This window comes from Streptomyces sp. A1136 (assembly GCF_004795055.1).
Taxonomy (GTDB): Bacteria; Actinomycetota; Actinomycetes; order Streptomycetales; family Streptomycetaceae; genus Streptomyces.
The window spans coordinates 53,362-68,118 of sequence record NZ_SSBJ01000007.1; the positions used below are offsets into that span (position 1 = coordinate 53,362).

General features: G+C 74.8%; 17 protein-coding genes and 1 pseudogene. 11 read left to right on the top strand and 7 right to left on the bottom strand.

Annotated elements, in window-relative coordinates; genetic code table 11:
- Positions 1–110: 110 nt before the first annotated feature.
- Genes E6R62_RS08780 through E6R62_RS08790 form a run of 3 tightly spaced genes read left to right on the top strand, consistent with a single transcriptional unit; the run spans position 111 to position 2,163 of the window.
- Complete coding sequence (locus tag E6R62_RS08780) at positions 111–803, top strand: glycosyltransferase family 2 protein (RefSeq protein ID WP_136212763.1); 693 nt, start codon at positions 111–113, stop codon at positions 801–803.
- The gene (locus E6R62_RS08785) at positions 800–1,417 is read left to right on the top strand and encodes a DUF2064 domain-containing protein (protein ID WP_206308690.1); all 618 of its coding nucleotides are present in this window, start codon (positions 800–802) and stop codon (positions 1,415–1,417) included. The genes E6R62_RS08780 and E6R62_RS08785 overlap by 4 nt, the downstream gene beginning before the upstream one ends.
- Positions 1,414–2,163 (top strand): bifunctional 2-polyprenyl-6-hydroxyphenol methylase/3-demethylubiquinol 3-O-methyltransferase UbiG, encoded by a 750-nt coding sequence (locus E6R62_RS08790; protein WP_136212764.1) that lies wholly within the window; start codon positions 1,414–1,416, stop codon positions 2,161–2,163. The genes E6R62_RS08785 and E6R62_RS08790 overlap by 4 nt, the downstream gene beginning before the upstream one ends.
- On the opposite strand, the gene E6R62_RS08795 is transcribed toward E6R62_RS08790, so the two are convergent.
- The 3 genes from E6R62_RS08795 to E6R62_RS08805 are packed head-to-tail and all read right to left on the bottom strand — an operon-like array spanning position 2,115 to position 4,226.
- A complete protein-coding gene (locus E6R62_RS08795) occupies positions 2,115–2,624 on the bottom strand; it encodes a GNAT family N-acetyltransferase (protein ID WP_136212765.1) in 510 nt (169 codons plus the stop codon). The two genes, E6R62_RS08790 and E6R62_RS08795, sit on opposite strands and share 49 nt — an antisense overlap.
- Positions 2,625–2,658: 34 nt before the next feature.
- Positions 2,659–3,066, bottom strand: coding sequence for a hypothetical protein (locus E6R62_RS08800; protein WP_136212766.1), 408 nt, complete (start codon positions 3,064–3,066; stop codon positions 2,659–2,661).
- Positions 3,063–4,226: a molybdopterin-dependent oxidoreductase gene (locus tag E6R62_RS08805; RefSeq protein ID WP_240801557.1), complete on the bottom strand. Its 1,164-nt coding sequence runs from the start codon at positions 4,224–4,226 to the stop codon at positions 3,063–3,065. The genes E6R62_RS08800 and E6R62_RS08805 overlap by 4 nt, the downstream gene beginning before the upstream one ends.
- A 160-nt stretch (positions 4,227–4,386) precedes the next feature.
- On the opposite strand from E6R62_RS08805, the gene E6R62_RS08810 reads away from it, so the two are divergent.
- Positions 4,387–5,796, top strand: a complete 1,410-nt coding sequence (locus E6R62_RS08810) for a glycosyltransferase family 87 protein (protein ID WP_136212768.1) — start codon at positions 4,387–4,389, stop codon at positions 5,794–5,796.
- Here the strand turns inward: E6R62_RS08810 and E6R62_RS08815 are convergent.
- Complete coding sequence (locus E6R62_RS08815) at positions 5,769–6,569, bottom strand: chitosanase (RefSeq protein WP_240801572.1); 801 nt, start codon at positions 6,567–6,569, stop codon at positions 5,769–5,771. The genes E6R62_RS08810 and E6R62_RS08815 overlap by 28 nt on opposite strands.
- 317 nt (positions 6,570–6,886) lie before the next feature.
- On the opposite strand from E6R62_RS08815, the gene E6R62_RS08820 reads away from it, so the two are divergent.
- Both E6R62_RS08820 and E6R62_RS08825 read left to right on the top strand, forming a co-directional pair.
- Positions 6,887–7,450: a sigma-70 family RNA polymerase sigma factor gene (locus E6R62_RS08820; RefSeq protein ID WP_136212946.1), complete on the top strand. Its 564-nt coding sequence runs from the start codon at positions 6,887–6,889 to the stop codon at positions 7,448–7,450.
- 2 nt (positions 7,451–7,452) lie between these two features.
- A pseudogene (locus tag E6R62_RS08825) lies at positions 7,453–8,178 on the top strand (anti-sigma factor); the annotation flags it as partial.
- A gap of 95 nt (positions 8,179–8,273) precedes the next feature.
- Here E6R62_RS08825 and E6R62_RS08830 read toward each other — a convergent pair.
- From E6R62_RS08830 to E6R62_RS08840, 3 genes are all read right to left on the bottom strand, one after another.
- Positions 8,274–9,356: a magnesium and cobalt transport protein CorA gene (locus tag E6R62_RS08830; RefSeq protein ID WP_136212769.1), complete on the bottom strand. Its 1,083-nt coding sequence runs from the start codon at positions 9,354–9,356 to the stop codon at positions 8,274–8,276.
- Positions 9,357–9,500: 144 nt separating this feature from the next.
- Positions 9,501–9,893, bottom strand: a complete 393-nt coding sequence (locus E6R62_RS08835; protein ID WP_136212770.1) for a molybdopterin-binding protein — start codon at positions 9,891–9,893, stop codon at positions 9,501–9,503.
- A gap of 10 nt (positions 9,894–9,903) precedes the next feature.
- Complete coding sequence (locus E6R62_RS08840) at positions 9,904–10,836, bottom strand: LysR family transcriptional regulator ArgP (RefSeq protein ID WP_136212771.1); 933 nt, start codon at positions 10,834–10,836, stop codon at positions 9,904–9,906.
- 69 nt (positions 10,837–10,905) lie between these two features.
- On the opposite strand from E6R62_RS08840, the gene E6R62_RS08845 reads away from it, so the two are divergent.
- The 5 genes from E6R62_RS08845 (at position 10,906) to E6R62_RS08865 (ending at position 14,685) form a co-directional block, all read left to right on the top strand.
- The gene (locus E6R62_RS08845) at positions 10,906–11,529 is read left to right on the top strand and encodes a LysE/ArgO family amino acid transporter (RefSeq protein ID WP_136212772.1); all 624 of its coding nucleotides are present in this window, start codon (positions 10,906–10,908) and stop codon (positions 11,527–11,529) included.
- 68 nt (positions 11,530–11,597) lie between these two features.
- On the top strand, positions 11,598–12,734 hold the full coding sequence (locus E6R62_RS39445; RefSeq protein WP_168714005.1) for an NUDIX hydrolase: 1,137 nt from the start codon (positions 11,598–11,600) through the stop codon (positions 12,732–12,734).
- 58 nt (positions 12,735–12,792) lie between these two features.
- Positions 12,793–13,464 (top strand): DUF6445 family protein, encoded by a 672-nt coding sequence (locus tag E6R62_RS08855; RefSeq protein ID WP_136212773.1) that lies wholly within the window; start codon positions 12,793–12,795, stop codon positions 13,462–13,464.
- A gap of 81 nt (positions 13,465–13,545) precedes the next feature.
- Entirely contained in the window at positions 13,546–13,974 is a 429-nt protein-coding gene (locus E6R62_RS08860) for a DUF6153 family protein (protein ID WP_136212774.1), read from the top strand.
- A gap of 87 nt (positions 13,975–14,061) precedes the next feature.
- Complete coding sequence (locus E6R62_RS08865) at positions 14,062–14,685, top strand: DUF305 domain-containing protein (RefSeq protein WP_136212775.1); 624 nt, start codon at positions 14,062–14,064, stop codon at positions 14,683–14,685.
- Positions 14,686–14,757: the final 72 nt, after the last annotated feature.

Sequence of the window (14,757 nt, forward strand, 5' to 3'; positions counted from 1 at the left end):
GACGCCCGCGCGCGGGAGCGCACGCCTGTCCGGGAAGGGTGATGTCCGCGTTTCGTAAGGAGTCCCGGACCCCATCGGGGCCTCCCCCTTCCTACGGTGAACCCGTGACCATGACCGCGACCGTAGACGTCGTACTCCCCTGTCTGAACGAGGCCGAGGCCCTGCCCTGGGTCCTGGACCGCATCCCCGCCGGCTGGCGGGCCCTGGTCGTGGACAACGGCTCCACCGACGGCTCCGCCGGGATCGCCCGGGCGCTCGGCGCCACCGTGCTGCGCGAGGAGCGGCGCGGGTTCGGCGCCGCCTGCCATGCCGGGCTGCTCGCCTCCGAGGCGGACATCGTCTGCTTCTGCGACTGCGACGCCTCCCTGGACCCGCGGCTGCTCTCCGGGTTCGTGGCCGCGGTGGCCGGCGGCGAGGCCGACCTGGTGCTGGGCCGGCGCCGTCCGCAGGGGCGGGGCGCCTGGCCCGCGCACGCCCGGGTGGGGAACCTGGCGCTGGCCCGGATGCTGCGCCGCCGGACCGGGCTGGAGCTGCGCGACCTGGGTCCGATGCGGGCCGCGCGGCGGACCGGCCTGCTGGGGTTGGACCTGGCCGACCGGCGCTCCGGGTACCCGCTGGAGATGGTGGTGCGGGCGGCGGACGCCGGCTGGCGGGTCCGGGAGGTGGACGTGCCGTACCTGCCCCGGTCCGGGAAGTCGAAGGTGACCGGCACCTGGCGGGGCACCTGGCACGCCGTGCGGGACATGAGCCGGGTGCTGGCGGAGCCGGCCGCCGGCCGTGCCGTGGCCGGGGGTGCGCGGTGAGTACGTTGATGGTGATCGCGAAGGAGCCGCTGCCGGGGCGGGTCAAGACCCGCCTGACGCCGCCGTTCACCCCAGCCGAGGCGGCCGGCTTGGCGGAGGCCGCGTTGGCGGACACCCTCGACGCGGTGGCCCGTACCCCCGCCGCGCGGCGGGTGCTCGTCCTGGAGGGGCGGCCCGGTCCGTGGCTGCCGCCCGGGTTCGAGGTGGTGCCACAGGTGGCCGGACGCCTCGACGAGCGGCTCGCGGCCGCCTTCGCGGGGTGCGCCGGGCCGGCGCTGCTGATCGGCATGGACACCCCCCAGGTCACGCCGGAGCTGCTGGAGGTCGACTGGTCGCAGCGCGACGCGTGGTTCGGGCCGGCGGTGGACGGGGGCTTCTGGGCGCTCGGCCTGGCGGCGCCGGACCCCGCGCTCTTGCTGGGCGTGCCGATGTCCGTGTCCGAGACGGGCGCCGTCCAGTACGGGCGGCTGCGCGCGGCGGGGCTGCGGATCGGGCGGCTGCCGGTGCTGCGGGACGTGGACACCGCCGAGGACGCCCGGCTGGTGGCGGCGCACGCCCCGGCGGGTGCCTTCGCGGCCCGGCTGGCGGGGCTGACCCCGGCGGCCCGCCGATGAGCGCGCCGGGGGCGGTCGCGGCCTGGTCGGCGGACCCGTACACCGTCGCGCTGCGCAGCGGCCGGGGCCCGCTGTTCCTGCGGCGCGGTGACGGCTGGCTGTTGCCACTGGACGTGGAGCGCTGGTGCGAGGAGCCCGACGAGGCGGACTGGACGGTGCTGGACCGCTGCCGGGGCGCGGTGTTGGACATCGGCTGCGGTCCGGGCCGGCTGGTCTCGGCGCTGGCCGCCCGGGGCCACCGGTCGCTGGGGATCGACGTCAGCCCGGAGGCGGTGGCCCTCACGGCCCGCTCGGGCGGTACGGCCCTGCACCGGTCGGTCTTCGACGCGCTGCCTGGCGAAGGGCGTTGGGACACGGCGCTGCTGATCGACGGGAACATCGGGATCGGCGGCGACCCGGCGGCGCTGCTGCGGCGGATGGCCGAGGTACTGGCCGGGTCCGGCACGCTGGTCGTCGAGTGCGCCGAGGTGGAGGTAGACGAGCGCTGCGAGGTGCGCGTCGCGGACGGGCGGGGCGGCCTCGGCACCCCGTTCCCGTGGGCCCGCGTCGGCACGGCGGCGCTGGCCGCGCACGCGTCGGCGTCGGGGTGGGCGCTCTCGCACCGTTGGTCGGTCCGGGGCCGGGCCTTCGTGGAACTGACACGTACCCGCCGCCGCGCCGGCCGGCCCGCCTCTGACCCGCTCGCTCCGAGGCCCGGTCAGGCCGTTTCGGTGCCCGGCGACGGCCGCGGCAGCCGGTGGGCGTAGCGGATGGCCGGGCGGCCGTCGACGCGGGTGTCGCCGGTGGCGGTGAAGCCGTTGCGGGTGAGCACGGTCCTGGAGGCCGGGTTGTCGAGGGTGACGAGCGCGGTGAGTTCGCGGAGCCCGTACGGGCCGGCGGCCAGTCTGCGGATCTCGCCGACCGCCGCCGTCGCCAGGCCGCGACCGGCCGCTCCCTCGCCGATCCGGTAGCCGAGTTCGGCGCTCCCGTCCAGGACGTCCACGAGGTTGATCCGTCCGACCAACTCCCCCTCGGTGTCGAACACGAGGTGGAAGTGGCAGACTCCCGCCTCCTGTTCGGCGAGCAGGGCGCGGTGGCGGTCGGCGAAACCCACGAAGTACGCGTCGCCCCGGTCCGGCACGGTGCGCGCGAAGTAGGCCCTGTTGGCCCGCTCGAAGGCGAACAGGGCCTCCGCGTGGTCCGTCCTCAGCCGCTCCAGTACCACCATGGCCCCGAGCATACGTACGTACGCCCGGGCCATGTCACGCCTCCCGTCGGCGACGGGCGCGGGTGCGCACCGCCGAGACCACCGCGAGGAGCCCGGCGGCCACGGCCACTGCCCCCAGGACCAACAGCAGGTTCCGCCCGTAAGGGAGCGGCAGCGCCGACGGGTTGGGCGGGCTCCCGGGGCGCACCAGCAGCGGCAGGGCGACCAGCAGCACCGCGCCGCCGGTGAGCAGCGCCCCGCGCGACAGCCCCCGCGCGGGCAGCGCCGCGACCAGCAGGCCGACGCCCAGCACCAGCGGGGCGATGACCCCGTCGTGCAGGACGAGCGCGCCGCCGAGCCAGACGAGTACGTCGAGGGGGTCGGGCAGCACGGCCACCAGCCGCGCCCCGACGGCGATCAGCAGCAGCCCGAGGGCGCCGAGGGTGTACCGGTAGGTCTTCACAGCACCTCCAGCCGGGTGACCCACTTGGTCTGGAGCACGCCCGGCCGGTTGGGGGCGATGATCCGCGCCGGATAGCCGTGGTCCGCGGACAGCACCTCACCACCGAGTTCCAGGGCGAGCAGCGTCAGCGGGTCCTCGGCGTAGTCGCGGCCCATCTCCATCACCCGGTAGGCGCCGGCGGCCTCCAGCGAGGTGACGCGCAGTCCGGCCCCTCGTGGCGCCCCCGCCCGCGCGAGCAGGTCGCCGATCCGCACCCCGCGCCAGCGTGCCTGCACGCTCCATCCCTCCACGCAGGCGATGGGCAGCCGTACGGACGTCTGCGGCAGCCGGCGGAGTTGATCGAGCGTCAGCCGGTACGGGGTCGGCCCGATCACCTCCAGCCGCCAGTCGTCCAGCGCCTCGGCGGTGATCCCCGCGGCCGCGGCCGTCCGGTTGACCGGAAGTCCCATCGGTCCGAGGTCGGGATGGCGGGGCGCGAGCAGGTCCAGCCGCTTGAGCGGGGTGAAGGCCTGTCCGACGGTGGTGAGGGTGATCACTCCGATGGCGGCGCCCGTGCCGAGGAGCAGCGCGCGCCGGTCCGGGCCGTCCGCCGCCGGGAGTTCGAGCGTCCCGGCGGAGCGGCGTCCCCAATGGGCCCTGATCTCGGGGGCCTTGACGGCGAGATGGAGCAGGATCGATCCGATGGCGACCCAGGCCAGCGCGAAGTGGGTCTGGATGAAGCCGAAGGGCCACGGGTACCACTCGACGATGTTGAGCAGTCCGGTGAACACCTCCAGGACGGCGGATGCCACCAGCAGGGCGACCGACAGCCGTTCCAGCGCGTGCCGCACCCCGCGCACGGGCGGCCAGGCGAACAGCCTCGGGTAGACCGTCCACAACTTGACCAGGAGCAGCACGATCGCCGCGAGACCGGTCCCGATGTGCAGGCCCTGGGTGAGCCGGTATCCCCAGACCGGTCGGGCGGGCAGGGCGTCCGCCGCCCACGGCGGCGGGTGCTGGAGGTAGTGGCTGATCAGGCCGGTGACGAAACAGACGGCGAAGGCCGCGCCGAGCCACCGCCCCACGGCGGTGGCCGTGCGGGCGTCGTGCAGCCGCCCGGAGAAGGAGGGCGGCCGGACCCGGGGGGAGGACGGTCGGCCGGCGAGCCGGGGCGGTCGCACGGAAGGGAGCGGGAACCGCCGCCGGCCGCGAGGGGCTTGGGGAGTCATGGTCCCATCACACCGCCGTCGGGCGCCGCGCGGGCGGTTCGACATCTTACGAAACGCGGACGTCGGGCCAGGTCACGCGCCTGGCGGGGGTGACCGCTGGGAGGCTGGCCCGATGAACGAGCCCCGCCGCCTCCCCCGCACCCGGACCGCCGTCACCGTCCTGCTGCTCGCCGCCCTGACGGCCGTCGTCGTGCCGGCCGTCCGCGACGAGGGCTACGTCACCGACCCGGCGACCCTCACCTGGTGGTACGCCGCCGCCTGGGCCCTGTTCGGCGCTGCCGTGTGGTCGTTGCGGGGGGTGCCGCGGCGGCTGGTGGCCCCGTTGGTGTCGGCGGGCGCCCTGGCCGTGGCGCTGGCGGGGCTCGCCGGGCCACCGCTGACCAGCACCGATTCCTTCCGGTATGCCTGGGACGGCCGGGTGCAGGCCGCGGGGATCTCGCCGTACGACCACGCCCCGGCGGACCCGGCGCTGCGCGGGCTGCGCGACGACTGGCTGTTCCCGCGCGGCGGGTCCGCCTGCGCCGGGCCGGGCCGGGTCGCGGTGGAGCCGGGGGTGTGCACCCGCATCAACCGGCCGACCGTGCACACGATCTACCCGCCCGTGGCGGAGGGGTACTTCGCGCTCGTGCACGTCCTGTCACCGGCCGGGGTGCGCCACAAGGCGCTCCAGGTCGGTGGCGCGCTGACGGCGCTCGCCGTCACGGGGGCCCTGCTGCTGGTCCGGCGGCGCGCGGGCGCCGATCCCCGTACGGTCGCGTACTGGTCGTGGTGCCCGGCGGTCGCGGTGGAAGCGGTGAACAACGCGCACGTGGACGGTCTGGCGGTGCTGCTGTCGGTGGCCGCGTTGGGGGTGGTGGCGCGCCACCGGGTCGCGGGCGGGGCGCTGTTCGGGCTGGCGGTCGCCGCGAAGCTGCTGCCGGCCGTCCTGCTGCCGGGAGCGCTGGCGGGCGTACGGCGGTGGCGCGACGCGGCGGCCCTGCTGCTGCCGACGGCCGCGGTGGTGGTGCTGGCGTACCTGCCGTACGTCCTCGTGTCCCGCTCGTCGGTCTTCGGGTACCTCGGCGGGTACGCGCAGGAGGAGGGGTACCGGGACCCGGGCGCGGGCGGCCGGTACGCGCTGCTGCGGTTGGTGCTCCCGGCGTCGTGGGCGGTGCCGGCCGTGGCGCTCGGGATGGCGGCGGTGGTGGCGTACGTCTGGTGGCGCGGTGATCCGCTGCGGCCGTGGAGCGGCGCGCTGACGGTGACCGGTACCGCTTTCCTGCTGATGACGCCGGGGTACTCCTGGTACGCGCTGCTGCTCGTCGCCCTGGTGGCGCTGGACGGCCGCGCGGAGTGGCTGGGGGTGGCGGTCGCGGGAGCAGCGGCGTACGTCTGCGCGCCCGCGCTGGGCGGTGCGACGGTACAGGTGGCGTACGGGCTGGCTGCCGCGGCGGTGGTGGCGGGGTGGGCGGCCCGGGCCGGGAAGGGGCTCCGGTCCGGGCCGCCGCGGGTGGCTCAGCCGATGTGGAAGGAGTCCCCGTAGACCTTCCAGTCGAGCGGTGTGGCCAGGCCCAGGTTGCCCTTCTTCAGGAAGACCCGCTGGGCGGTGTCCACCCGGCTGGTGTCGCTGTGCGCCTCCTCCTGCTTCATCGCCCAGACGCGGGCGTCGAGGAAGGCGTTCAGCCAGGTGGTCTCGTTGCCGCCCTGCGCCGGCGGCTTGGCCTTGCCCAGGGCACGCTTGCGGATGTTGCGGAAGCTGGTGGGATCGCCGCCGTCGCCGTGCATGACGATGGCGTCGTAGTAGATGAACTGGCCGAGCGTGCCGACCCCGTCGGACTTGCCCTGCTTGACGGCGGGGTCGAAGTACACCCGGTCCCGCTCGTGGTCCTGGGCCTTCTTGAACTCCGGGTCCTGGGCGGCCTTCGCCCAGTCCTTGGTGAAGTTCGGGTCCAGGCCCTTGTGCGAGTCGGTGCCGTCCACCTTGCGCAGGGCCGGGAGGTACTTGGCGAGCACGTTGCCGGGCTTGACCTGCGTGTAGTACTCGACGAGGTCGAGCATGTCGCCGGTGCCCGAGCAGAAGCCGATGATCCCGGCCGTGTAGCCGCGGCCGTCGTCTATGTCCTCGATGTACTTGTACTGCGCCTTCCAGTCGAGCGAGGAGTTCTCGGCGCTGGAGACGATCTGCATGGCGATGTCCTTCTTCGCCGGGTCGTCGAGTCCGGTCGCCTTGACGGCCGCCGCGGGAGCGGCGGACGCGGGGAGGGCCGCGGCGGGGGCGGCGCCGGTCGCGTGCGCGGCGACGGGGACGGCGAGCAGCGCCGCGCCCAGGAGCGCGCCGAGGGCGAGGGTCCTGTTCTTGTGGTGGGGGGCGAACACAAGGCCTCCATACGGGGGTTGGGCTTCCGATTCCGTTAGGAAACTTTCCTACCAGATAACGGGGCGGGCGAGAACCCCGTTGTCATTTCCGGAGCAATCCAATCCGCGGGGGCCCTCCGCTCCGAAAGCCTGGGTAGGCCCGATCACCGCGCCCACCGCGCCCACTCCGGAGGACGACCCGCCATGACCCGTACGCGAAACGTCCGCACCACCCTCCAGAGGAGGTCCGCGTGCGACAGCGACCGGTGACCGTCGGCATGCCCCCGGAACGCTCCGGGCCGGACCTCCCCGCCCTGATGCAGCTGATCGCCCGGGGCGACCAGGACGCCTTCGCAGAGCTGTACGGGGTGATCGCCGGCCCCGTGCACGGGATCGTCGTCCGGGTCCTGCGCGACCGCGCCCAATCGGAGGAGGTCACCCAGGAGGTGCTCATCGAGGTCTGGCGGCAGGCTCCGCGCTACCGTCCCGACAAGGGCAGTGTCATGACCTGGGTGATGACCATCGCCCACCGCCGGGCGGTGGACCGGGTCCGCTCGGCCCAGGCCGCGACGGCCCGGGAGCAGGACAACGCGGCACGGGAACACACGCGCGCATACGACGAGGTCAGCGAGCGGGTGGAGATCCGGCTGGAGAGCGAGCAGGTACGCCGCTGCGTGCGCGGGCTCACCGAACTCCAACGGCAGGCCGTCCATCTCGCGTACTACGGCGGGCTCACCTACCGCGAGGTCGCCGAGACCCTGAGCACCCCGCTCCCCACGATCAAGACACGGCTGCGCGACGGACTGATCCGGCTGCGCGACTGCATGGGGGTCACCGCATGAGCATGGACACCGACCGGTTGCACGCGCTGTCCGGCGCCTACGCCCTGGACGCGCTGGACCCCGGGGAACGGGAGGCGTTCGCGCACCACCTGACCCGTTGCCCGTCCTGCGCGCAGGAGGTACGGGAGTTCGCCGCCACGGCGGCCCGGCTGGGTTCGGCGGTCGCCCTGGCCCCACCCGCCGCGATGCGGGCCGAAGTGCTGGCCCGTATCGACTCGACGCGGCAACGGCCCCCGCTCCGACGGGGGATCGTGGCCTTGCGCAGGCGGGCGCTGCCGCTGGCGCTGGCGGCCTGCCTGGCCGGGGGGTCGGCACTGGGCGGCGCCGCGCTGTGGCAGCGCGAGCAGGCCCGGGAGTCCGCCCGCGCGGTGCACGACCTGCGGGACCTGACCGATGTGATCGCGGCCCCCGACGCCCGTACGGTCACCGGCCGATCGGCGTCGGGTGCGAGGGCGACGGTGGTGGTCAGCGCCGCCCGGGACCGGGCGGCGTTCCTGGGTTCCGGGCTGCCGGCCGCCCCGGCGGGCAAGACGTACCAGCTGTGGTTCGCGGACGCCGGGGGAATGCGCCCGGCCGGCCTCGTCCAGGGCGACGGCGGCACCCTGATGAGCGGCCCGGTCGGCCGCGCCACCGCGGTCGGGGTGACCCTGGAACCGGCGGGCGGCTCGGCCCGGCCGACGTCGCAGCCGCTGATGCTGATGAGCCTGGCCGCCGCCCGCGCCCGCTGACCGGTCGGGGGCCGGCGGCCGGCCCGGCCTGGGAACGGCCCCCCGCCCGGGGCCGGCCGCCGGAGCGCGCGCCGCGGGCGTGGGCCGCCGCGGCCTCAGAGCCAGCCGTTGCGCCGGAAGCCGCGGTGGATCGCGTAGCAGGCGAGCGCCATGACGGCGAGGACGATCTCGTAGCCGAACCTCCAGTGCAGTTCCGGCATGTGGTCGAAGTTCATGCCGTACACCCCGCAGACCATGGTCGGGAACGCGACGATCGCCGCCCAGGCGGTGATCTTGCGCATGTCCTCGTTCTGGGCGACGGTCACCTGCGCCAGGTGCGCCTGGAGGATCGAGTCGAGGAGGGAGTCGTAGGAGTTGATCTGCTCGGTGGCGCGGGCGAGGTGGTCGGCCACGTCGCGGAAGTAGGCGCGGATCTCGGGCGGGATCACCGGTATCGGCTGCGTGGCCAGCAGTTGCAGCGGCCGGGCCAACGGCGCCACCGCCCTGCGCAGTTCCAGCAGTTCGCGCTTGAGCTGGTAGATCCGGCCCGCGTCCCCGCTCGCGCCGTTCTCGCTGAACACGGCCGTCTCCACGGCGTCCATGTCGCTCTGCACGGCGTCCGTGACGGCCACGTAGTCGTCGACGACGTGGTCGGCCACGGCGTGCAGGACGGCGGCCGGCCCCTTGGCGAGTTGGTCCGGTGCGGCTTCCAGAGCCTCGCGGACGGGGCCGAGGGTGCCCTGGCCTCCGTGCCGGATGGTGATGACGAAGTCCGCGCCGGTGAAGGCCATCAGCTCGCCGGTCTCGACGACCTCGCTGGTCGCCGTCAGCTCCTCGTGCTCGACGTAGCGGACCGTCTTGAAGACGGCGAAGAGGGTTTCGTCGTACCGTTCCACCTTGGGCCGCTGGTGCGCGTTCACGGCGTCCTCGACCGCGAGCGGGTGCAGCCCGAACAGCGCGGCCAGGCCGGCGAGTTCCTCCTGGGACGGCTCGTGCAGGCCGATCCAGACGAAACCGTCGCCCGCCTTGCGGACCCGGCGCAGCGCCTCCTCGGCGTCGGCGCAGCCGTCCTGACGGACGCCGTCGCGGTAGACCACGCAGTTCACGACCGCGCTGCCGAGGGGAGAGCGGGCCGGGTGGCTGAGGTCGACGGCCCGGCGGTAGCCGATGCGCACGGCCCGGCGCAGGCTGCTGAACATGGACAACGGGGTACTTCCCTTCGGCGGATCAGCGGCCAGTCTGCCACCGCCGCCGGACGCCCTCTCGGCGCGTCCCCCCGAAGCACCATCCCGGCCCCCGGCACGGGGCGGGGCGGGGCACTCGGCGGGCCCGGGACGGGCCCGTCAGCCGCGGTCGATGAATACGCTGGTCGACTTGACGCGGGCGACGGCCCGCGCCCCGACCTCCAGGCCGAGTTCCTCCACCGCTTCCCTCGTCAGCAGGGAGACCACGCGGTGCGGCCCCGCCTGGATCTCCACCTGCGCGTCGACGATGCCGAGCTTCACGGCGGTGACGATCCCCGGGAAGGCGTTGCGCGCCGAGGTGTACGGGGTCTCGTCGCCGTCCGCCCCCTCCCGCGCCAGCTCTACGCAGAAGGCCGCCAGATCGGGGCCGTCGACCATCCGCCGGAGACCGTCGCGCCGGGTCGGGAACCGTTCGGCGTCGGCCCAGCGGCGTGCCGTGTCGACGCTCACGCCGAGCAGCCGGGCCGCCTGGCCGATGGTGTAGGAGTCCATGGCGCCCACCCTAAAGCGTCGGGTCGGCGGGCAGGAGCGCCTCCGCCGCCGCCCGGGCGATCACCGTCGCGACGGCCGCCAGCGCGGGCGAGTCCAGCTTCCACTGCTGCCAGTACAGCGGGACGTCCATCGGCCGCGCGGGGGTCAACAGGGTCAGCTCCCCGGCCCGCAGCAACGGCTCGGCCTGCGGTTGCGGCACCATCCCCCAGCCGAGTCCCGCCGCCACCGCGTCGCGGAAACCCTCCGAGGTCGGCACGAGGTGCCGGGGGGAAGCGGCCGCGGCGTCCTGCGCGCCCGGGCCGGCGAGCGACCGCACGAACCTGTCCTGCAGCTCGTCCCGGCGGTCGAACACGATCGTCGGCGCCTGCCGGAGCCGATCGGCGAGGCTGCCGGGTCCGGACAGGTACCGGGCCACGAAGCCGGGACTCGCCACCGGCAGGTAGCGCGCGAGACCCAGCGGCCGGACCGTGCAGCCCGTCACGGGGTCGGGCGAGGAGGTCACGGCGGCCATCACCTGCCCCTCCCGCAGCAGGGCCGTCGTGTGCGCCTCGTCCTCGCGGTGCAGCTCGAAGCCGACCGGCGGGTCCTGCGGCACCCGGGTCAGCGCCGGCAGGAACCAGGTGGCGAGCGAGTCCGCGTTGACCGCTATCGGCAGCCGCACCGGCCCCCGCCCGTCGGCCGAGCCCATGCCCAGCTCGGCCCGGGCGTCGCGCTCCAGACGGGCCAACTGCCGCGCGAAGCGCACCACCACCTGCCCGGACTCGGTGGCCCGCACCGGCTTGGTCCGTATCAGCAGGACCCGCCCGGTGCGCTGCTCCAGCGCCTTGACCCGCTGGCTGACGGCGGAGGGCGTCACGTGCAGGGCGGCGGCGGCCGCGTCGAAGGTGCCCTCGTCGACCACCGCGAGGAGCGTCCGTACCTGGTCCAGAGGAAGCTCGTCCATCACAAGAGCTAATGCTACGTAAAAATCTTTAGCTGTACTGCGCAAGTTCCGCCGTCTACGGTCGGACGCATGACACACGGCACCACCACAGCGGCCCTCGCGGGCTTCGGCACCGGCCTCTCCCTCATCGTCGCCATCGGCGCGCAGAACGCCTTCGTCCTGCGCCAAGGCGCGCGTCGGCACGCCGTGCTCCCGGTCGTGGCCATCTGCGCCGTGTCCGATCTGGTCCTCATCGTCCTGGGGGTGGCGGGCGTCGGCGCCTTCGTCACCGCCTGGCCGGCCGCGCTCACGGTCGTCGGTCTGGCCGGGGGCCTCTTCCTGGTCTGCTACGGGGTGCTCGCCGCCCGACGCGTCCTGCGGCCCGTTCCGGGCGCGGCGCTCGGCACGGACGGCGCCGCCGTCGGCTCCGCCCGCCGGGCCGTGCTGACCTGCCTGGCGATGACCTGGCTCAACCCGCACGTCTACCTGGACACCGTCCTGTTGTTGGGTTCCCTGGCCGCCGATCGGGGCGATCTGCGGTGGGCCTTCGGCGTCGGCGCCGGGGTGGCGAGCCTGACCTGGTTCACCACCCTGGGCTACGGCGCCCGGCTGCTGAGCGGCGTGCTGGGCCGGCCGGCGGCATGGCGGGTCCTGGACGGGCTCGTCGCGGCCACGATGGTGACGATGGGCGGCATGCTGCTGGCCCGCGCCTGACCGCTCCCCATCGCCGGGCGGCCACAATGGTTTCCCGTCCCCACCCTCCCCCTTCACCAGGAGCCCGAGTGCCGGACCGCCCCTCAACGGACCGCCCTCCACCGGACCGCCCTCCGCCGCCCCGCCCGAGCGCCGGTGGGGCGGGCGCCGACCACGCCGCCCGGCGCGCCCCGCTCCTGACCGCCACCGGGATCGTCCTCGACCCCCACGGGCGGGTCCTCGTACTGGCCACCGCCCGGGGGGACGCCTTCGAGCTGCCGGACGCCGCGGTGACGGACACCGAGACGCCCGAAGCGGCCCTGGGCCGGTGGCTGCGCGACGAGCTGGGCCTGGAGGCCACGGTCGGTCGGCTCCTCGCCGTCGACTCCCACCGGCCCGGCGCGCTCGGGCGGTCCCTCGTCACGCACGTCCACCTCGTGGGCCCGCTCGCCGGCGCGCGGGCCGCCTCGATCGCCCACGGGGGCGCGGGGATCACCGGGGCGCACTGGCTGACGCCCGAGCAGGCCCACGAACTGCTCCCCGCCCATGCCTCCCGGCGACTGCGCGCCGCCCTGGCCGCCCTGCACGCCGGTTCCTTCGCGCACTTGGCGGACGGCAGCCCCCAACCGGGCTCGCCCGCCGGGCTCGACCCCGCCCGCCGGGCCGAACTGGAGCACGCGGGCGCCTTCGACGCCGCCGCACACCGCGCGTCGCGCCCCAAGGCCGTCACCGCCGCGAGCGTGGTGTTCACCGACCCCGCCGGTCGCGTCCTGCTGGTGCGCCCCGCCTACGGCAAGCCGGGCCGCTGGATCCTGCCGGGCGGCGGCGTGGAGAGCGACCTCGGAGAGACCCCGCGGACCGCCGCCGCGCGCGAGGTGCGCGAGGAGACCGGCCTGGACCGCGCTCCCGGACGTCTGCTCGCGATCAACTGGGCCCACAAGCGGGGACGTCCGGCCCGTATCCGCTTCCTCTACGACGGCGGCGTGCTCGACCCCGCCGAACTCGCGGACATCCGCCTGCCGCGAGGCGAGCTGCTGGGCTGGCGCACGGCGGACCGGGGCGAGTTGCGCGGCCTCGTCAAGCCCCTGCTGCGCCGACAGATCGAGGCCTGCCTGACCGCCCTGGCCCAGGGCACCGGGCCCCTGGAACTGCACGCCGGCCGCCCCTGCGGGGAGCCCGGTCCCGAGGAGCCCCGGCGCGGGGAACTCCGCATGAGGAACCCTTGACCCAAGGTTGACCCCTTCCCAGGTGAGCGCACCGGGCCCGGCAACTACGTTCCCCTCCATGTCTCTGAGACCCCCACCCCTGCCCGTACTCCCCTACCGCAAGCCGACCCGAGGCCGCGACTACTGGATACTCGACGACGTGCTGCCGGACCCGGAGGCCGTCCGGCAGCGCTGCCTGGCCAGGGACGACTGGACGGAGGGCTACCCGCACAAGCCGGAGAGCTGGCCGGGGCTGCGCACGATGCCCGCGCTGGAGCCGGCCGAACTCGCCCATGTCGAGCGCCTGGTGCGCAAGGCGACCGGTGCCCCGAAGATCTGGGCCGAAGCACCCGCCGGGGGCGGCACCTTCAACCACAACTGCGTCCAGGTCGTCGGCGCGGGCGAGTGCGAACCGCGCCCCCACACGGACTCCCGCACCCTGTGCCGCTACGCGGCCGTGCTCTACCTCAATCCCCTGGTCCCCAAGGACTGCGGCACGAGTTTCTACCGCCAGCGGCTCGCGGGCGGCAGTCTCGGCGGCAACCAGGTGGCGGCCCCGCACAACAACCTCGTCGACGCCCTGGGAACCCGTTTCGTCTCCCCCGACTCCTTCGTCGAGGACGTGCGCGTCCCCCACAAGGCCAACCGCCTGTTGCTCTACTCCGCCAACCTCATCCACACGGCCACGGGTTACAGCGGCACCACCCTGGAGGAGAAGCGCATGACGGCGGTCTTCTTCTGGATGGCGTGACACCACCGCGCCCCCACCCCGAGGCCCTGAACCCCTGCCCGGGGCGGGGGCGGTATCGTCGGCCTCCGGGAGGTCGCCGGAGTGAGCGCGAGGCAGGGTGGACGGGCGGTGGGTGCCTGGGGGCATCTGCTCCTGATCATCATGCTCGCGCTGGGTGTCCTCGTGATGCACTCGGTCGGGCACCCCGACAGCCCGACCGCCCATCCCTCCGCGCAACCGTCCGCGCACCGGGCCGACCAGCGCACCGCGCACGCGGCGACCGCGATGGCGGTCGCCGCGCCGGCCGACGGTCCCCGAGCCGCGCCGCACGACCCCGGCATGCGCATGGACATGGCCTCCCTCTGCGTGGCCGTGTTGGGCGCCGCGATCCTCCTCGTACTGCTGCGCGCCGCCCTGGGCCGCGCCGTTCGCGGGCCCGCGCGCCCGCGTTCGGGCGCGGTGACCGCGCCGGCCCCGCGCCCCCCACCACTGATATCCGATCTCGCGCTCCTGTCGATCCTGCGCATATAGGCCGAACGCCGCCGCGGGCCGGTCCATCCTGCCCGCGGGACCCCGTTCGTCCACCCTCACGCAGATCAGACACAGCGAGGTTTCACCATGCCCGACACCACCCTCGGACGCCGTATCTCCCTCGCCGCCACCGCGACCGCCGCCGGGCTGCTCCTCGCCGCCTGCGGGGGCGGGGGCGGCACGACGGGCGGCATGGAGCACGGCGCCCCCACCGCTTCCCGGGCGGCGTTCGGCTCCGCCGACGTCACGTTCGCGCAGCGGATGATCCCCCACCACCGGCAGGCCGTGGAGATGTCCGCGCTCGCCGACGGGCGGGCCCGGGACACCGAGATCAAGACGCTCGCGGCAGCGGTCCGCACCGCGCAGGACCCCGAGATCCGGACCATGCGGTCCTGGCTCGCGGCCTGGGGCAAGCCGGAATCCGACACCGCCATGCCCGGCATGGACCACGGCTCCGGTGCGCACGACGGCTCGGGCGCGACCGGGATGATGTCCGACCGGGAGATGAAGGACCTCGACGCCGCCCGGGGCACGGACTTCGACAAGAAGTTCGCCCGCCTGATGGTCGCGCACCACAACGGGGCGATCGAGATGGCCCGCGCCGAACAGCGCGACGGCGTGAACGCGGACGCGAGGAAGCTGGCCGACGACGTGGTCAAGAACCAGTCGGCGGAGGTCGAGAAGCTGAACGCGATCCTCGCCCGCCTCTGACCGCCTCCCCGTGCGGCCGCCCCGCTCCCGGGCGGCCGCACGGTCCCCTCCGCCGGCCGGTCCGGGGGCCCG

What these genes read in the sequence shown, in the direction of transcription:
- E6R62_RS08780 (WP_136212763.1), top strand. Translation starts at nt 111, where the DNA reads ATGACCGCGACCGTAGACGTCGTACTCCCCTGTCTGAACGAGGCCGAG.
- E6R62_RS08790 (WP_136212764.1), top strand. Translation starts at nt 1,414, where the DNA reads ATGAGCGCGCCGGGGGCGGTCGCGGCCTGGTCGGCGGACCCGTACACC.
- E6R62_RS08795 (WP_136212765.1), bottom strand. Translation starts at nt 2,624, where the DNA reads ATGGTGGTACTGGAGCGGCTGAGGACGGACCACGCGGAGGCCCTGTTC.
- E6R62_RS08810 (WP_136212768.1), top strand. Translation starts at nt 4,387, where the DNA reads ATGAACGAGCCCCGCCGCCTCCCCCGCACCCGGACCGCCGTCACCGTC.
- E6R62_RS08820 (WP_136212946.1), top strand. Translation starts at nt 6,887, where the DNA reads ATGCCCCCGGAACGCTCCGGGCCGGACCTCCCCGCCCTGATGCAGCTG.
- E6R62_RS08830 (WP_136212769.1), bottom strand. Translation starts at nt 9,356, where the DNA reads ATGTTCAGCAGCCTGCGCCGGGCCGTGCGCATCGGCTACCGCCGGGCC.
- E6R62_RS08835 (WP_136212770.1), bottom strand. Translation starts at nt 9,893, where the DNA reads ATGGACTCCTACACCATCGGCCAGGCGGCCCGGCTGCTCGGCGTGAGC.
- E6R62_RS08840 (WP_136212771.1), bottom strand. Translation starts at nt 10,836, where the DNA reads ATGGACGAGCTTCCTCTGGACCAGGTACGGACGCTCCTCGCGGTGGTC.
- E6R62_RS08845 (WP_136212772.1), top strand. Translation starts at nt 10,906, where the DNA reads ATGACACACGGCACCACCACAGCGGCCCTCGCGGGCTTCGGCACCGGC.
- E6R62_RS08855 (WP_136212773.1), top strand. Translation starts at nt 12,793, where the DNA reads ATGTCTCTGAGACCCCCACCCCTGCCCGTACTCCCCTACCGCAAGCCG.
- E6R62_RS08865 (WP_136212775.1), top strand. Translation starts at nt 14,062, where the DNA reads ATGCCCGACACCACCCTCGGACGCCGTATCTCCCTCGCCGCCACCGCG.